Annotated in this window: 13 protein-coding genes and 1 tRNA gene; 9 read left to right on the top strand and 5 right to left on the bottom strand. The window is 70.1% G+C overall.

Annotated elements, in window-relative coordinates:
• The first annotated feature begins 144 nt into the window (after positions 1–144).
• Both AC2TDM_RS05120 and AC2TDM_RS05115 read left to right on the top strand, forming a co-directional pair.
• Positions 145–2,397: a heavy metal translocating P-type ATPase gene (locus AC2TDM_RS05120; RefSeq protein WP_484636008.1), complete on the top strand. Its 2,253-nt coding sequence runs from the start codon at positions 145–147 to the stop codon at positions 2,395–2,397.
• Between the two features lie 83 nt (positions 2,398–2,480).
• Complete coding sequence (locus AC2TDM_RS05115) at positions 2,481–3,032, top strand: CueP family metal-binding protein (RefSeq protein WP_310751819.1); 552 nt, start codon at positions 2,481–2,483, stop codon at positions 3,030–3,032.
• Here the strand turns inward: AC2TDM_RS05115 and AC2TDM_RS05110 are convergent.
• Positions 3,025–3,276, bottom strand: a complete 252-nt coding sequence (locus AC2TDM_RS05110) for an excisionase family DNA-binding protein (RefSeq protein WP_484636007.1) — start codon at positions 3,274–3,276, stop codon at positions 3,025–3,027. The genes AC2TDM_RS05115 and AC2TDM_RS05110 overlap by 8 nt on opposite strands.
• 230 nt (positions 3,277–3,506) lie before the next feature.
• Between AC2TDM_RS05110 and AC2TDM_RS05105 the strand changes: the two genes are divergently transcribed.
• A complete protein-coding gene (locus tag AC2TDM_RS05105; protein WP_484636006.1) occupies positions 3,507–4,376 on the top strand; it encodes a hypothetical protein in 870 nt (289 codons plus the stop codon).
• A gap of 199 nt (positions 4,377–4,575) precedes the next feature.
• On the opposite strand, the gene AC2TDM_RS05100 is transcribed toward AC2TDM_RS05105, so the two are convergent.
• A protein-coding gene (locus AC2TDM_RS05100) for an IS3 family transposase (RefSeq protein WP_484636005.1) occupies positions 4,576–5,732 on the bottom strand; the annotation gives its coding sequence in 2 pieces (ribosomal slippage) (positions 4,576–5,459 and positions 5,459–5,732; 1,158 coding nt in all).
• A gap of 246 nt (positions 5,733–5,978) precedes the next feature.
• Here AC2TDM_RS05100 and AC2TDM_RS05095 point away from each other — a divergent pair.
• From AC2TDM_RS05095 to istB, 4 genes are all read left to right on the top strand, one after another.
• Complete coding sequence (locus AC2TDM_RS05095; RefSeq protein WP_484636004.1) at positions 5,979–6,266, top strand: transposase; 288 nt, start codon at positions 5,979–5,981, stop codon at positions 6,264–6,266.
• Positions 6,263–7,135, top strand: a complete 873-nt coding sequence (locus AC2TDM_RS05090; protein WP_484636003.1) for an IS3 family transposase — start codon at positions 6,263–6,265, stop codon at positions 7,133–7,135. The genes AC2TDM_RS05095 and AC2TDM_RS05090 overlap by 4 nt, the downstream gene beginning before the upstream one ends.
• Before the next feature lie 276 nt (positions 7,136–7,411).
• A complete protein-coding gene (gene istA, locus AC2TDM_RS05085; RefSeq protein WP_484636002.1) occupies positions 7,412–8,680 on the top strand; it encodes an IS21 family transposase in 1,269 nt (422 codons plus the stop codon).
• Positions 8,680–9,468, top strand: a complete 789-nt coding sequence (istB, locus tag AC2TDM_RS05080) for an IS21-like element helper ATPase IstB (protein WP_484636001.1) — start codon at positions 8,680–8,682, stop codon at positions 9,466–9,468. Before istA ends, istB begins: the two co-directional genes overlap by 1 nt.
• Before the next feature lie 48 nt (positions 9,469–9,516).
• On the opposite strand, the gene AC2TDM_RS05075 is transcribed toward istB, so the two are convergent.
• Entirely contained in the window at positions 9,517–10,527 is a 1,011-nt protein-coding gene (locus AC2TDM_RS05075) for a hypothetical protein (RefSeq protein ID WP_484636000.1), read from the bottom strand.
• A gap of 493 nt (positions 10,528–11,020) precedes the next feature.
• Here AC2TDM_RS05075 and AC2TDM_RS05070 point away from each other — a divergent pair, with 493 nt between their 5' ends.
• A complete protein-coding gene (locus AC2TDM_RS05070) occupies positions 11,021–12,049 on the top strand; it encodes a restriction endonuclease (RefSeq protein WP_484635999.1) in 1,029 nt (342 codons plus the stop codon).
• A 45-nt stretch (positions 12,050–12,094) separates the two neighbouring features.
• Positions 12,095–12,340: a MerR family DNA-binding protein gene (locus AC2TDM_RS05065; protein ID WP_484635998.1), complete on the top strand. Its 246-nt coding sequence runs from the start codon at positions 12,095–12,097 to the stop codon at positions 12,338–12,340.
• 175 nt (positions 12,341–12,515) lie between these two features.
• On the opposite strand, the gene AC2TDM_RS05060 is transcribed toward AC2TDM_RS05065, so the two are convergent.
• Together AC2TDM_RS05060 and AC2TDM_RS05055 are read right to left on the bottom strand one after the other, a co-directional pair.
• Positions 12,516–12,589 (bottom strand) — tRNA-Met (locus AC2TDM_RS05060).
• A gap of 140 nt (positions 12,590–12,729) precedes the next feature.
• Positions 12,730–15,846 carry a UPF0182 family membrane protein gene (locus AC2TDM_RS05055; RefSeq protein WP_484635997.1) on the bottom strand — a complete coding sequence of 1,039 codons (3,117 nt, stop codon included), beginning with the start codon at positions 15,844–15,846 and terminating at the stop codon, positions 12,730–12,732.
• Positions 15,847–15,904: the final 58 nt, after the last annotated feature.

The following is a 15,904-nucleotide window of genomic DNA, read 5'->3' as shown; positions in this document are numbered from 1 at the left end:
CTTCCCGCCCGCATCCCTGTGCGGCGCCGTGGCGTCCCGAGCCCTGGGGAATACCGATCGAAGGTCTCTCGTTGCGGCCAGCAAGGTACCCCCCCGGGGTATAGCTAGCCGATCACGGCGGGCGCACAGGTCGAGGAGAGAGCCATGAGCAACGCGCACCAGGGCCATCACGTGCCCGACGCAGGTCGCAGCCACGCGGACGCCCGGCTCGATCCGTCGGTCGGGGACGCCGGACCGCGGGCCCATGACCGCCACGGCGGGCACGACGCCGGCCAGATGGAGCACGAGGGCCACCACATGCCCATGGACGTGGAGGCGCACGATGCGGGGAGCCGGCCTTCCGCCGGCGGCCACGGCGGGCACCGGGCGCACAGCGGCAGCGACCACGTCGCACTGTTCCGGCGCCTGTTCTGGATCAACCTCGCCCTGGCCGCGCCGACGGTCCTGCTCAGCGGCATGTTCGCCGACCTGCTGGGGTACTCCATCCCTGACGTCCCCGGGATCACCTGGGTCGCGCCGATCCTCGGCTCGGTCATCTACCTGTGGGGTGGACGTCCGTTCCTCACCGGGGCGATCGCCGAGGTCCGGGCTCGCAAGCCCGGGATGATGCTGCTGATCGGGATGGCGATCACGGTCGCGTTCGTCGCGTCGTGGGGCGCGACCCTCGGGTTGCTCTCGCATGAGCTGGAGTTCTGGTGGGAGCTCGCGCTCCTGGTCGTGATCATGCTGCTCGGCCACTGGCTGGAGATGCGGTCCCTGGCCCAGACCTCCTCGGCCCTGGACTCGCTCGCGGCGCTGCTGCCCGACGAGGCGGAGAAGGTCGACGGCGACTCCGTCGTCACGGTCTCGCCGTCCTCGCTCGTCCTGGGCGACGTCGTCGTCGTACGCCCAGGTGGCCGGGTCCCGGCCGACGGGCAGGTCGTCGAGGGCGCAGCCGACGTCGACGAGTCGATGATCACCGGCGAGTCAAGACCGGTCCGTCGGACCATCGGCGACCAGGTCGTCGCCGGAACCGTCTCGACCGACAGCGCCCTGCGCGTGAAGGTCGACGCCGTCGGTGACTCCACCGTGCTGGCCGGAATCCAGCGTCTGGTCGCGCAGGCACAGTCGTCCACGACGCGCGCGCAGCTCCTGGCCGACCGCGCCGCCGGCTGGCTGTTCTGGTTCGCTCTCATCGCCGCCGTCATCACCGTCACGGTCTGGAGCGCCGTCGGGACACCCGACTTCGCGATCATCCGCGCCATCACGGTCCTCGTCATCGCCTGCCCGCACGCCCTCGGGCTCGCCATCCCGCTCGTGGTCTCCATCTCCACCGAACGCGCCGCCCGCGGTGGTGTGCTGATCAAGGACAGGGCTGCGCTCGAGAGGATGCGCGTCGTCGACACCGTCCTGTTCGACAAGACCGGCACCCTCACCAAGGGCGAGCCGGCCCTGCACGACGTCGTCACGACCGGGATCGGCGAGGAGGAGCTCCTTCGTCTTGCCGCGGCGGCGGAGGCCGACAGCGAGCACCCCCTCGCGCGAGCGATCACCGCAGCCGCACACCACCGAGGCCTCACCGTGCCTCGTGCCGACGACTTCCGGGCGTCGACGGCGGTCGGCGTCTCCGCCACGGTGCAGGGACGCCGGGTCGCTGTCGGCGGACCGAACCTCCTGACCGAGCACGGGCTCGGCCCCCTGCCGGAGACTCAGCCCTGGTCCGATCGCGGGCAGATCGTGCTGCACGTACTCCTCGACGGCCAGGTCGCCGGCGCCCTGGGGCTCGCCGACGAGGTCCGGCACGAGTCCCGAGAAGCCGTCGATGCCCTCCACGCTCTCGGCATCCGCGTCGTGATGATCACCGGCGACGCGGAGCCGGTGGCCAAGGCCGTGGGCGCTGAGCTCGGCATCGACCAGGTCTTCGCCGGCGTGCGCCCGGAGGACAAGAGCAGCAAGGTGGCCTCCCTGCAGGGCGCCGGGCGGACCGTCGCGATGGTCGGTGACGGCGTCAACGACGCACCCGCCCTCGCGCAGGCCGACGTCGGCGTCGCCATCGGCGCAGGCACGGACGTCGCGATCGCCTCCGCGGGTGTCATCCTCGCCTCTGACGACCCCCGGTCGGTCCTGTCCGTCATCCAGCTCTCGCGTGCGGGCTACCGGAAGATGACGCAGAACCTGTGGTGGGCCGCCGGCTACAACATCGCAGCCGTCCCACTCGCAGCCGGTGTTCTCGCCCCGGTGGGCTTCGTGCTGCCGATGGAGATCGGCGCGATCCTGATGTCCCTGTCCACGGTGGTCGTTGCCGCGAACGCCCAGCTCCTGCGGCGTCTCGACCTGAGCCCGGAGGCCTCGACAGCCGCAGCACAGGGGGCCAAGCGTGTCGGACCGCCGTCCCGGACCGCGGTGCCGGCTGCCTGAGCAGACGACCCTTCATCGGATCTTCATTGCCGACGGGACTTCAGTCGACGGAGTTGCGCGAGATCGTGAGCGAGGATCTCCACATGCGCTCTCGGTTCCACCTTGCCACCGTCCTCGTCGCCAGCGCCGCTCTGCTCGCCGGCTGCTCCGCCACGACGTCGGACGACGACGTACTCACCGACCTCGGTCTCGACGGCTTGACCGGTCAGGAGATTGTCACGCAGCTCGACGCCTCCGCCGAGAGCCGGCCGCTGGACTTCACCGCATCGGTGCGCGAGGACGAGGTGCTCGTCGGCGACGGTACCACGGAGGTCGCCGTCCCGCTCGACGACGGCCAGTTCTACCTGTCGATCGCGCCGTACATCGAGAGCACGCACGAGTGCTTCTTCCACAGCCTCGCCGGCTGCCAGGGCGAGCTCGTCGAGGAGCCGGTGGAGGTGAGAATCACCGACGCGGACGGTGCCGTCCTCGTCGAGGAGAGCGCCACGACGTACTCCAACGGGTTCGTCGGCTACTGGCTCCCTGAGGACGTTGAGGGCACGGTGGAGATCACGCAGGGCGACCTGAGTGGCAGCGTCCCGTTCAGCACGACGGAGGGCAGCCCGACCTGCCTGACGACGCTCCAACTCACCTGACCTCAGGGACGGTCGCTGTGAGCCGGGCGATGTAGGCGTCGAGTGCCCCTACCGGGATCTTGTGCAGCCGTCCGACGTGGACCGACGTGATCTCGCCGGCGGCGAGCAGGTCGTACATGAGCGTGCGGCCGATCCCGAGCCGCCGAGCAGCCTCGACGACGCTCAAGAGCAGCCTGTCGTCGTTCTCGACCACGACGTTGAGGACGCGGTCCTCACGGACGCCGCGGTCGGTGGTGATGTGCACCTGAGCTGTCGCGGACATGCCCCACCTCCGAGTGGATGTTGGGGCACCACTCTCCGGGCATCCACTAGCCGCACCGATGACGGAGCCGAAGTCCCAGCGTCCCGATCCGATGACGCCCCGTCCACAGCTCGCGCGTCATCGATGACGTCCACAACCTGGCCTCCGCGTCATCGCCACGTGCATAGGCGCTGAGCAGCGTCGTCTCCGACCGGCACACGGAGGAGGCAACGATGGACGACCGCCGCACGCGTACCACCGCGCTCGCTCGAGGAACGGCGCCGGCTGACATCCGACGGGACCGCGACGGCCTCCTCGGCCACCTCGCCGTCATCGACGTCGAAGGGTGGGAGGGCCCCTCCGCGACGGCCCTCCTGACCTACCTGCGCAGCCACATCGTCCGTCCGCTCGCCGTCGACGTCGGACTCAGGGGAGCCTGCGCCGCTCACGCCGAGGCGACGGCCTGGGAGGCGGTCTGGCTACAGCTCCTCGAGCCGTCGCTGCGCAGTGCCCACTCGCCCTGGGGTGTCCTGTGGCAGACGGCGCGCCGGGCGATGCTCGGTGAGATCCTCGCCGACCGCTGGGGCGTGTCGCCGCGGCGGGCCTGGGAGCTCGACGCCGCCGAACGGGCTGGCGGCGTCCGACGACCGCTGTCCCTCGACCCGCTCCTCACAAACGGCTGGGAACCACCTGCCGAGGGCTCGACCGGGATGCACGACAGTCCGCTCACCACGGCCGTACGCCTCGCTGCCCAGGCACTCGGCGAGGCTGGATGGCCTGCAGAGGTCGCGGCGCGGATCGTGCAGGAGACGGCCGAGATGGACGGCCCCGTTGGTGCAGGCACGACAGCCGTCGGCTGGCGCCCGCTGGCCAACCGTCTGGAGCTCCCACCGTGGCAGGCTCGCCGGCTTGTCCTGGTCCTCCGCGGTTCGGGCGGCATCGCGGGCCTCCTCGCCCGGCTGCTCGCCGACGGCCCATCCGTCATCGAGGACCCTGAGACCCGGCGTGCTCTGCAGGCAACGCGAAGAAGGCGCCTGCGCTCGCCGATGCCAAAGGACGCAAGCCCGGCTCGCCCGGTCACCGAGATCCGAGTGGCCTCATGACCGCGACGCGCAGATCGTCGGAGTGCATGCCCTCACACACGTTCGGCCGGGGAAGGCGTCATCTTCTCCCCTGCCAGCGCACACCTGACGTCATGACGACACCGCTCGGCCTCGGCCATCGCAGGGGCACAAGGGTTCACAACTCGCGACAACGGGCGGGACTGCTGCAGGTTTCGTTGACACTCGGGGTGAGTGGTTCTCAGGCCGCTGAGGCGGTCGCGTAGATGGTCTCAAACTCGACCGGCGTCAGGCGCCCGAGGCGGGCCTGGCGGCGTCGGTGGTGGTAGGTCTGCTCGATCCAGGCCACGATCGCCCGGCGCAGCTGGTCACGGGCGCCCCAGCGGCGCCGGTTCAGGACGTTCTTCTGCAGCAGCGCGAAGAACGACTCCATGGCCGCGTTGTCCCCGGCCGCGCCGACGCGTCCCATCGACCCGCGCAGGTCGTGACGGCGCAACGCGGCCACGAATTTTCTCGAGCGGAATTGGCTGCCCCGGTCCGAATGGACGACGCACCCGGCGACCGCACCGGGCCCGCCGCGGCGCCGTACGGCGCTGTTCAGCGCGTCGACGGCCAGGCGCGACTTCATCCGGTCGGAGATGGAGTAGCCGACGATCTTGTTGGAGTAGACGTCCTTGATGGCGCAGCAGTAGAGCTTGCCCTCGTCGGTCCAGTGCTCGGTGATGTCGGTCAGCCACAGGCTGTTGGGTCGTTCGGCACTGAAGCGGCGCTCGACCAAATCGTCGTGCACCGGCGGGCCGGGCCGCTTGGCCTTGCCCCGCTTGCGCGAGTGCGTGGAGTAGACGCCCTGCTGAGAGCACAGACGCCATATCCGCCGGTCGCCGACCCGGTGGCCGGCCTGGCGCAGTTCGTCGGCCACGAGCCGGTACCCGAACTCCGGGTCGTCCCTGTGCGCGTCGATCGCAGCGTCGGTCAGGTACGCGTCGGCCAGGTCCCGGTCGCTGATCGGCTTGGCGCACCAGGCGTAGTAGCCCTGCGTGGAGAACTTCAGCACCCGGCAGGTCACCGCGACGGGGATCCCGTCGCCGGCGAGGTCACGGACCAGCGGGTGCATCATTTTGGGGAGATCTCCTTGGCGAAGTACGCCGCCGCCCGGCGCAGGATCTCGTTCTCCTGCTCCAGCAACCTGTTGCGCTTGCGCAGCTCACGCAGCTGCTCGGACTCCTTGGCGGTGACGCCCTGCCGGGTGCCGGCCTCGACGTCGGCGGCCTTCATCCAGTTGCGCAGGCACGACTCGGAGATGCCGAGGTCCTTGGCGATCGTCGAGATCGGGGCCTCGCCCTTGCGTGCGAGGGCGACCGCGTCGTCGCGGAACTCCTGGGGGTGGGGTGCGGGCACGGGACACATCCTTCCAGCGGGGACACACGTCCCCACAGGTCAGGTGTCAACCGAACCTGCAGCAGTCCCGCTCGCACGGACGGGCCTCCTGTTCATGCCGGCTCGGTCGTTGCCTCGCGATCTGGTGAGCGAACGTCCCGATCTCGCCACAGCCCACCTGGAACGCCGCATCGTCCATGGGAGCTTGACCCGCTTTCCCGGACACCTGTTCTGAGGCGAGGATCGTCTCGGAGAGGAGTCCGCCCCATGCCCGCTGCCAAGCCTCCGGAGTTCCGCCGACGAGCAGTCGAGCTGGCCCGCCGCCCCGACACCTCCGTCGCCAAAGTCGCGAAGGACCTCGGGATCAGCGAGTCCTGCCTGCGGCGCTGGATGTCGATCGACGACGTCGACGCCGGCCGCAGGGAAGGCCTGACCAGCGACGAACGGAACGAGCTCGTCGAGCTACGCCGTCGGACCCGGGTCCTGGAAATGGAGAACGAGATCCTGAAGCGGGCCTCCGCCTACTTCGCGAGGGAGAACGTCCTCCCAAAATGACGTTCCGGCTGGTCCAGGAGCTCGCCGCGGACGGCATCCCCGTCGCGGTGGCCTGCCGGGAGCTCGAGGTCAGCAGGTCCGGCTACTACGAGTGGGCCGGACGGGAGCCTTCGAAACGGTCGGTCGCGGACGCCTCGCTGACCGACCGGATCATCGAGATCCACCGAAGCTCGCGGGCCAGCTACGGCGCCCCGCGCGTCCATGCCGAGCTCAAGCTCGGGCTGGGCCTGCGCTGCGGCCGCAAACGCATCGCCCGGCTGATGCGCCTGGCCGGGCTGCAGGGCATCAGCCACCGTCGCAAGCGGGGCCGCAAGCCGGACCCGGCCGTCCACGACGACCTGGTCCAGCGCAGGTTCGTCGCTGACGGGCCGGACCGGCTCTGGGCGACCGACGTCACTGAGCACCCCACGGCTGAGGGGAAGGTCTACTGCTGCGCCGTCATCGACGCGTACTCGCGGATGGTGGTGGGCTGGTCGATAGCGGACCACATGCGGACCGAGCTCGTCGTCGACGCCCTGCAGATGGCTCAGTGGCGGCGCCGGCCCGGTCCCGGGACGGTGGTGCACTCCGACCGCGGCAGCGTCTACACCAGTTGGGCGTTTGGTCACCGGCTGCGCGAGGCCGGCCTGCTCGGCTCCATGGGCCGCGTCGCCAGCTCGGTCGACAACACGATGGTCGAGTCGTTCTGGTCGACCATGCAGCGCGAGCTCCTCGACACCCGCACGTGGTCCGCCCGCGGCGAGCTCGGCACGGCGATCTTCGAGTGGATCGAGGCTTGGTACAACCCCCGCCGGCGCCACTCAGGCCTGGGCTACCTGGCCCCGATCGAGTTCGAGAACCTTCACACCGCCGCCGCTACCGCGGCATGATCACCACACCGTCCGTGTCCGGGAAACCGGGTCAGGCTCCATGCCCCCGAGATCGTCACCGGAACCACCGCTCGGCTGTACGCCGAAGTCGCTGCTCACCCGATCGGTGTCCCGACCGCAGCACCGGTCCACCGCCACCCAGCCGCTTCAGCAAAGGCACCCGCTATCTCTATGACCTAGCCGTCCTCTTCAGACGTCACCTGTGTCGGCGCCGCCTGAAAACTGACCCCCTAGCGACGGCCGAAAACGGACCCCCTCCGGGCCACGCTGAGGAGGGTGATGACCTTGGAGGACTGGGCGGAGATCCGGCGGCTGTACCGGGTCGAGCGCAAGGCGATCAAGGCGATCAGCCGTGATCTGCAGATCTCGAGGAACGCGGTCAAGCGGGCGTTGGCCAGGGACGACCCGCCGCAGTACCGGCGAGCGAGCCCGGGCTCGATCGTGGACGCGGTCGAGCCGCAGGTGCGGGAGCTGCTGCGCGGGTGCCCGACAATGCCTGCGACGGTGATCGCCGAGCGGATCGGATGGGACCGTTCGTTGACGGTGCTCAAGGACCGGATCCGTGCGCTGCGCCCGTACTACCTGCCGGCGGACCCTGCGACGCGCACCGCGTATGAGCCAGGGCACCGGATGCAGTGCGACCTGTGGTTCCCGCCGGTCCCGGTGCCGTTGGGGGCCGGGCAGATCGGGTCCCCGCCGGTGCTGGTGATGACCGCGGGCTACTCGCGGATGCTGTTTGCGTTGATGCTGCCCTCGCGGCAGGCCGAAGACCTGATCTGCGGGCACTGGGATCTGCTGCAACGTATCGGCAAGGTTCCCGCCGAGCTGGTCTGGGACAACGAACCTGCGGTGGGTTCCTGGCGGGCGGGCCGCCCGGTGCTGGCCGAGCAGTTCGAGGCGTTCCGCGGCACGTTGGGCATCGGGGTGCACCAGTGCCGGCCGCGGGACCCCGAGTCCAAAGGGCTGGTCGAGCGGAACAACGGCTATCTGGAGACATCGTTCCTGCCCGGGCGCACGTTCTCCTCGCCGGTGGACTTCAACGAGCAGCTGACCGCGTGGCTGCTGCGGGCCAACGCCCGCCATCACCGGGCGTTGGGGTGCCGCCCGGAGCAGCGCTGGGAGGCGGACAGGGCCGCGATGCTCGCCCTGCCGCCGGTGGCACCGGTGACGGGGTGGCGCACCAGCACCCGGCTGCCGCGCGACCACTACGTGCGCCTGGCTTCCAACGACTACTCCGTGGACCCGGCTGCGGTCGGTCGCAAGGTCCAGGTCGTGGCGGACCTGACCACGGTGACGGTGACCTGCGGTGAGAAGATCGTGGCCCGGCACGAGCGCTGCTGGGCCCGGCACCAGAGCATCACCGACCCGGCGCACCGGGCCGCGGCGTTGGCGACGAGCACCGCCCGTCACCACCGCACCTCGGCGCCGGTTCAGGAGCAGGTCGAGCAACGAGACCTGAGCACCTACGACGCCGCCTTCGGCCTGCAGGAACCGGCACCGGACACGGCCACCTGCGCCCAGCGCGGCCTGGACGAGGTTGCCTGATGGCCACCACCTCGACCACGACTCGGGACCTGACCGCCGAGCTGACCTACCTGACCCGGGCGCTGAAAGCACCCACGCTGCGTCAGGCCGTGGACCGCCTCGCCGACCGCGCCCGCACCGAGGGCTGGTCTCACGAGGAGTTCTTGGCCGCCTGCCTGCAACGCGAGGTCTCTGCCCGCGAGTCCCACGGCGGCGAAGGACGCATCCGCGCCGCCCGCTTCCCGGCCCGCAAAGCACTCGAAGACTTCGACTACGAGCACGCCCGCGGCCTTCGACGCGAGCAAATCGCGCACCTGGGCACCTTGGACTTCATCGCCGGCCGCGAGAACGTGGTCCTGGTCGGCCCGCCCGGCACCGGCAAGACCCACCTCGCCACCGGCCTGGCGATCCGAGCCTGCCAAGCCGGGCACCGCACACTGTTCGCTACCGCCGCAGAATGGGTCGATCGACTCGCCGGCGCCCACCACGAGGGCCGGCTGCAGGACGAGCTGCGACGCCTGGGCCGCTACCCGCTGCTGGTCATCGACGAGGTCGGCTACATCCCCTTCGAGCCCGAGGCCGCCAACCTGTTCTTCCAGCTGGTCTCGGCGCGCTACGAACGCGCGTCCCTCATCGTGACCTCGAACAAGCCGTTCGGACGCTGGGGCGAGGTCTTCGGAGACGACACCGTTGCAGCAGCCATGATCGACCGCCTCGTACACCACGCCGACGTCATCGCCCTCAAGGGCGACTCCTACCGCCTCAAGAACCGCGACCTCGGCCGCCCACCAGCGGCCACGACCAACTGACCACACCGGGCGGGGGTCCGTTTTCGGCCGTCGCCAGGGGGTCCGCTTTCAGCCGTCGTTGACAACCTGGCCGTCCTCGAACTCGGCCCACGCCCAGGCGTTGAGCTCTTCGTCGTACATGACCGCAACGTCCCCTTCGATCCAGAGCGGGAACTCGTCGTCGAAGATGACGACCTCGTCGCTGTCGAGGTCTGCGTACTGCGTATCGACGGTGACGACCCACTGGACTCGTGCAGTGAGCGACTGCGACCAGGCGTCGTACTCGACGGCGCTGCGCAGCTTAGGTCCCTCAGTCAGGGTGAATGCGCGGTCTTGGAGCTCGAATCGGGGCTCATCGAGCACGCCGCGGGAGGGGAAGCGGAAGGGGTGCCACTGACGTTCGATCTCGGTCTGCGCCATCAGCCACTGGCTGTCGTCGGGCTCATCCGGGAGCGCGTCTAGGAACTGCGCGACCTGCTCCGATGTGGCAGCGCTCTGCTCGTTCAGCAGGTCGCGGATCTCGCCGGTGCTACCCACGATGCTCTCCGGAAGAACGCCAAGCTCGTCGATCAGGAAGCTCGCTGCCCCCTCGTCGCCGGTAACGATGATGAGTCCGTGCCCGTCGTCGCCGTTGTGCGCAATGACGGCCCGTGCCCACGCACTGTCGGACGCGCCAGTCTTGACCCCTGCCTTGGTGGAGGCCGGTCCCTCACCGAGGATTTGGTCCCGTAGCGCATCGCGCGCGACGTCGCCGGACACCTCGACGATGATCGCTCCATGCTCGACGAGGTTTTCGACGACGTCGTCGGCCGTGACCACGGCCGGGACTTCCAGGGGACGCATGCCCCACTTCTTTCGCCTCGCGTTGTGGGCCCTCACGGCGTCGGCGTGCTCTCGCGAGGCACGAACCGCCCGCTCGGCGAGTTCCAGTGCCACGGGCTCGGGGATCCACAGCTCGGCGTCATTGCGCTCGCACGCCTCGGCCCAGCGTTCGATCAGGTCGACGTTGGGCTCGACGGCCCTCCCGAAGACGTTCGTGTCGAAGACAATGGCCTTGATCGTGCGCCCGGGCTCGCTCATACACCCGCCCCTTCTCCTGCAGGTCAGTTGCTGCTCATCCCGTCGCGGGTCACGCCCAGCATCTGCACGGTTCAACGGGGCAGCGTGACAACTGCGGTTCGTGTCACTAACCGCCAGGTCCCGTCCTGGACACCGCGACGCTGACCGTATCTCGGGAAGGCCCGAGACGCCTGAGCCCTCAAGGGGCTGCGCGCGATCACACCTGGGGTGCCGCAGATCGGAGTGCAAGTCAACTGGCCCTTCTCACCTCCTCGAGGCCCTCCCTGCCAAGCCATGGCTCGACGCGCTAAGTGTCGACTCGAGCGCGAGCGGCCGGAGCCTGCGCCAGGAGTTCGTCGACTCCCCCGAGCGGTTCACCGCAGCCGCGGGCATCAACGCCCGCCGCACCGGCGCACCCGACTCCCCCAGCTCCTCGCCCTCGCTGGCCAGGTCGTGACCTGGCTTCCAATCATCGCCACCCACGAGGGCACGGGAGCGTGGCACGCTGGCCGTCGTGGCGAGTGTGCGCTTTGACTCCGAGGCCGACGCGTGGTGGCTGCCGAGCCGGGAGTGGGTGACCGCGTGGGTCGAGGGCGCGCGGACGTACTGGCCGCTGGTGCTTGAGGACTACCGCGAGCGGGTCGGCAGGTATTACGACGACGAAGCCCGCGACAGTCCCGATGCGTTCCCCCTGATGCGGCCCACGCGCATCACCGTCGTGGTGTCTCTGCTGCGGGCATGGGCGTTCGCAGCACCAGCGGAGACAGATGCGGTGGAGGTCCGGGAGATGTGGGAGGACCCCATCCTTGCGAACTGGGACACCCTCCACGCGCCGGACGTCGTCCGCGAGGTCCGTGCGGTCGCCGGCCTGACTGGCAAGCTGGAGCTGATCGATACGGAAGACGTTCAGCAACTCGCCGCTAGCTACCGCGGAGCTCTTCCCGCGCACGTGTGGAGCCAGCGACGAATCACGGCGTTCGGCATGCTCGGGTGGGACCTCGCCGACGGGCACCACCAGAATCGTCGCGTCGCCGAGGCCTTCGCCGAGTTCCGCGGGTACGGCATGAACCGTGCTCGTTTGCGGGAACTCGCCGGTGAACTTGAGACGCTCGATGGGATGGACGACAAGCCCAACGCGCGCGGGCTGAGATTCGAGCCCTTCGTACGTGAGTTGCTTGCGGCCCACGGGTTCGACGTTGAGAAGGGCAAGCATCGGGAAGGTGAGCAGGTTGACCTAATCGTCCACCGACCGATCCGAGCCCTGGTCGAATGCCGCTGGTACGCCGAAGCCGTCGGCCGGACGGCGATAACCGAGCTGATCGGCAAGCTCACCCGTGACCGGCCGGCGATCGTCTCGGGCATCTACGTGTCGATGAGCGGGTTCACTGCGCCCGCCCGGACCGAAGCTCGCGAGCAGGCCCGGGACAGAGTCGTCGTCCTGCTCGACCGGGGCGACGTCTCCACCCTGCTGCGTGGGCAGCAGCACGCCCGCGAACTCGTTGACGAACGCATCGACGAGCTCGTCCGTCGGTACGAAAGCTGACGCCCGACGTCGAATGCCGGGCGGAAGGGAGACCCGACTGAAGTTGTGCGCAGGCTTGCCGCCCCGCGCGATGAAGGCAGCCTCAACGTCGACGACGACGTCCAGCGGCTGCTGCTCATCCGACGCATGAAGCCCCTCGGCTTCACGCTCGACGAGATGTGCGAGCCTCTCGACCTGGTCGAAGCGATCGATGGCCACGGGGACTCCACCAGCCACGCCCGCCTGGAGGCCTACCTGGGCGCTGCTGCAGAGCGCCGAGCCGAACTGGCCCGGAGAGCTCGAGATGGCTGACGAGTTCATCGCGCTGCTGCGCGATCGCCGCCCTTCGTAGGGACGGCTCGTCGCCGCCGACCGCATGCGTCCGCCCACGTTCGCCAGGCTCCACTGCTGACCATCTGCTGACCGCAACGTCAAAGGCCCTCCCGATCTGATGATCGGAAGGGCCTCTGACGTGCCACTTCACAAGTAGCGGGGGCAGGATTTGAACCTGCGACCTCTGGGTTATGAGCCCAGCGAGCTACCGAGCTGCTCCACCCCGCGTCGGCGTGGACAACAGTACGTCAGCTCGGGACGAGGACCAAATCGACTCCTGACCAGCAGCCCGACCCGCACCGCCGACACGCGCGAGGACCCGGGGCGGCGTGCGCCCCGGGTCCTCGTCGGTGATCAGCCGGCCGTCGTCACGGGCTGGCGGAGGCCGACGGGTCCGGCGACGGCGAGGTCGACGCCGAGGGGTCGGTCGTCGCGCCGTCGGCGGCCGCGTCGAGCTCCGCCTCCGCCGCGATGGCGTCCTGGATGGCCTGGTCGAGCTGCGCCTGCGCCTCGCCGTAGCCGGCGAAGTCACCGGCCGTCAGCGCGGCCTGGGCGGCCTGGATGGCCGCGTCGGCGGACGCCAGGGCGTCGGCCAGGCGCGTGCGGGCGTCCGCGGTCGAGCCCGGGTCACGCGTCCCGGTGCCCGGGTCGGTCGTCCCGGGGTCGGTGCCGGGGTCCGTGCCGTCACCCGGGTCCGTGCCGGTCCCCGGGTCCGGGACCTCGGAGCCGGTGTCGGGCGCCTCGCCCTGACCCGTCCCGTCGCCCTCGAAGCCCGAGTCGCCGCCGAACACCTGGTCGAGGGCCTCGTCGAGCGTGCTGGCGAACCCGATCTCGTCGCCGAACGCCACGAGCACGCGCTGGAGCAGCGGGAACGAGGTGCCCGACGCCGCCTGGACGTACACGGGCTGCACGTAGAGCAGACCGCCCGCCACGGGCAGGGTGAGCAGGTTGCCGCGCACGACCGTCGTGGAGCGCTGGGCCAGGATGTTCAGCGTCGTGGACACGTCGGGGTCGGTGTTGAAGTTGTTCGCCACCTGGCCCGGGCCGGGCACCGTGGAGTCGCGGGGCAGCTCCAGCAGCCGCAGCGTGCCGTACCGCTCCCCCTTGACGCCCGCCTGGTCGCCCGCGTCGGAGTCCGCCGCGAGGTAGCCGGTGAGCACGTTGCGCGCGTTGGCACCGCTCGGGATGAACGAGGTCGTCAGCGAGAACGTCGGCTGCTCCTGGCCCGGCATCTGCAGGGTCAGGTAGTACGGCGGCTGGTTGACCTCGCGGTCCGTCGACGGGTCGTCCGGCGTGGTCCAGAAGTCGTTGCCGGAGAAGAACTGGTCCGCCTCGGTGACGTGGTACTGGCCGAGCAGGTCCCGCTGCACCTTGAACAGGTCCTCGGGGTAGCGGATGTGGCTCATGAGCTCACCGCTGATGGCCGACAGCGGCTGCACCTCGGAGGGGAAGACCCGCTGCCAGGCCCGCAGGATCGGGTCGGTGTCGTCCCAGGCGTAGAGCGTCACGTCGCCCGAGTAGGCGTCGACGGTGACCTTGACCGAGTTGCGGATGTAGTTGACCTGCTCGGGCGCGAGGGCCTGGACCGTGGCGGCCGTGCCGGTCAGCGCGTCCTCCGTCGCGTCGTCGAGCGAGCGCTGCGCCGAGTAGGGGTACTGGTTCGACGTCGTGTAGCCGTCGAGGATCCAGACCACCTTGTCGTCGACGACGGCCGGGTAGACGCGGCCGTCGAGCGTGAGGAACGGCGCCACCTTCTCCACGCGCTCGCGCGGGTCGCGGTCGTAGATGATCTGCGACTCGGTGGTCACACGGTCGGACAGGAGGATCTGCGTCGCGCCGAACTTCAGCGCGTACAGCAGCTTGTTCCACAGGTTGCCCACGCTCGGGCCGGCGGAGACGGCCTCCGTCGGGAAGGTGGTGTTCACCGCACCGCCGGACTCGTCGTCCGGGTAGTCCAGCTCCCAGTCCCCGCGGCCCTCGGGGGCGCCGACGATGGAGTACGCGGGCGCCTCCGGGCTGAAGTAGATGCGCGGCTCGTACTCGCCCATGTCCCCCGTGGTGGGCAGGCCGCCCTCCCAGAAGGACGGGCCGCCGTTCGCGGCGACCTGGTTGCCCGAGGCCGCGACGACGCCGAAGCCGTGCGTGTAGACCGTGACGTCGTTGGTCCAGTTGCGCTGCGCGTCGTTGAGGCCGTTGATGTTGAGCTCGCGCACCGCGATGACGGTGTCGCGGCTCTCGCCGTCGATCTCGTACTTGTCGACCGCGAGCGTCTCCGGGAAGTCGTAGAACGCGCGCACCTGCTGGAGCTGGCGGAACGACGGCGCGACGACCTGCGGGTCGAGCAGGCGGATCTGCGCGGCCGTCTCGGCGTCCTCGCGCAGCTGGCCGGCCTCGGCCGTCGTCGCCGCGGAGTAGGTCTGCGTGTCGACCGCGTCGAGCCCGTAGGCGGCGCGCGTGGCCGCGATGTTGCGCTCGATGTAGGGCGCCTCGACGTCCTGCTGGTTGGGGCTCACCTGCAGCCGCTCGACGACGGCCGGGTAGATCCCGCCCAGCGCGACGCCGGAGACCACCATGATGCCCACGCCGATGAGCGGCAGGCGCCACGAGCCGCGGAAGGCGGCGTAGACGAACACGAGGGCGACGAGGACGCCCGCGCCGGCGAGGATGCCCCGCGCAGGGATGACCGCCTGGACGTCCGTGTAGGAGGCGCCGAAGAAGCGGCCGTTGCCGCTCTCCTTCGTCAGCAGGGAGTAGCGGTCGAGGAAGTAGTTGGCCGCGACGAGCAGCAGCACGACCGCGCCGACCGTGCAGAGCTGGGCGCGGGCGGCCCGGGTGGTGCGGGGCGCGCCCTGAGGCCCGCCGACGCGCACGCCGCCGTACAGGTACTGCGTGATGAGCCCCGCGATGCCGGCGATCACCGCCACGGCCAGCAGGAACGACACGACGAACCGCACGGCCGGCAGCGTGAACAGGTAGAAGCCCACGTCGAGGCCGAACTGCGGGTCCCTCGTGCCCACGTCGCCACCGTTGATCGCGAGCTGCACGGTCTGCCACTGCTGGGACGCGGCGGCCCCGGCGAACAGGCCCAGGACCGCGGGCCCGACCACCATGACGACGCGACGCAGCGGCTCGATGGCCTCGCGGTACTGGTCGAGGCTGGCCTGCTCCTGCGTCGAGGGCGCGTAGACCGGGCGGGAGCGGTAGCCCACGGAGAGGTTGACCGCCACGGCGCCGGCCATGACGACGGCGGCGAGCAGGAACAGGACCCCGCGCGTCACCCACTCCGTCACGAGGACGCGCGTGAAGCCGAGCTGGCCGAACCAGAGGAACTCGGTCCAGACCTGGCTGAGGGTGAGCAGCGCGACGACGAGCAGGCCGACGACGACCGCGGTGACGGCGAGGGGGTGCGGGCGCCGCCGGGCCGGCGGGCGGGGGGCCCGGGGGCCCTGGGGGCTGCGCGGGGGTGGTGCACTGGCGAAGGTCACGGCTGCGGGTTCCTCGTCGTCGGGCGGAGCGGAGACCGGGTCCGCCCGACGCACGGCC

The organism is Cellulomonas sp. plas2, from assembly GCF_057221735.1.
The sequence above is the reverse complement of the archived record's forward strand: the minus strand, read 5'-3'. Positions and strand labels throughout refer to the sequence as shown.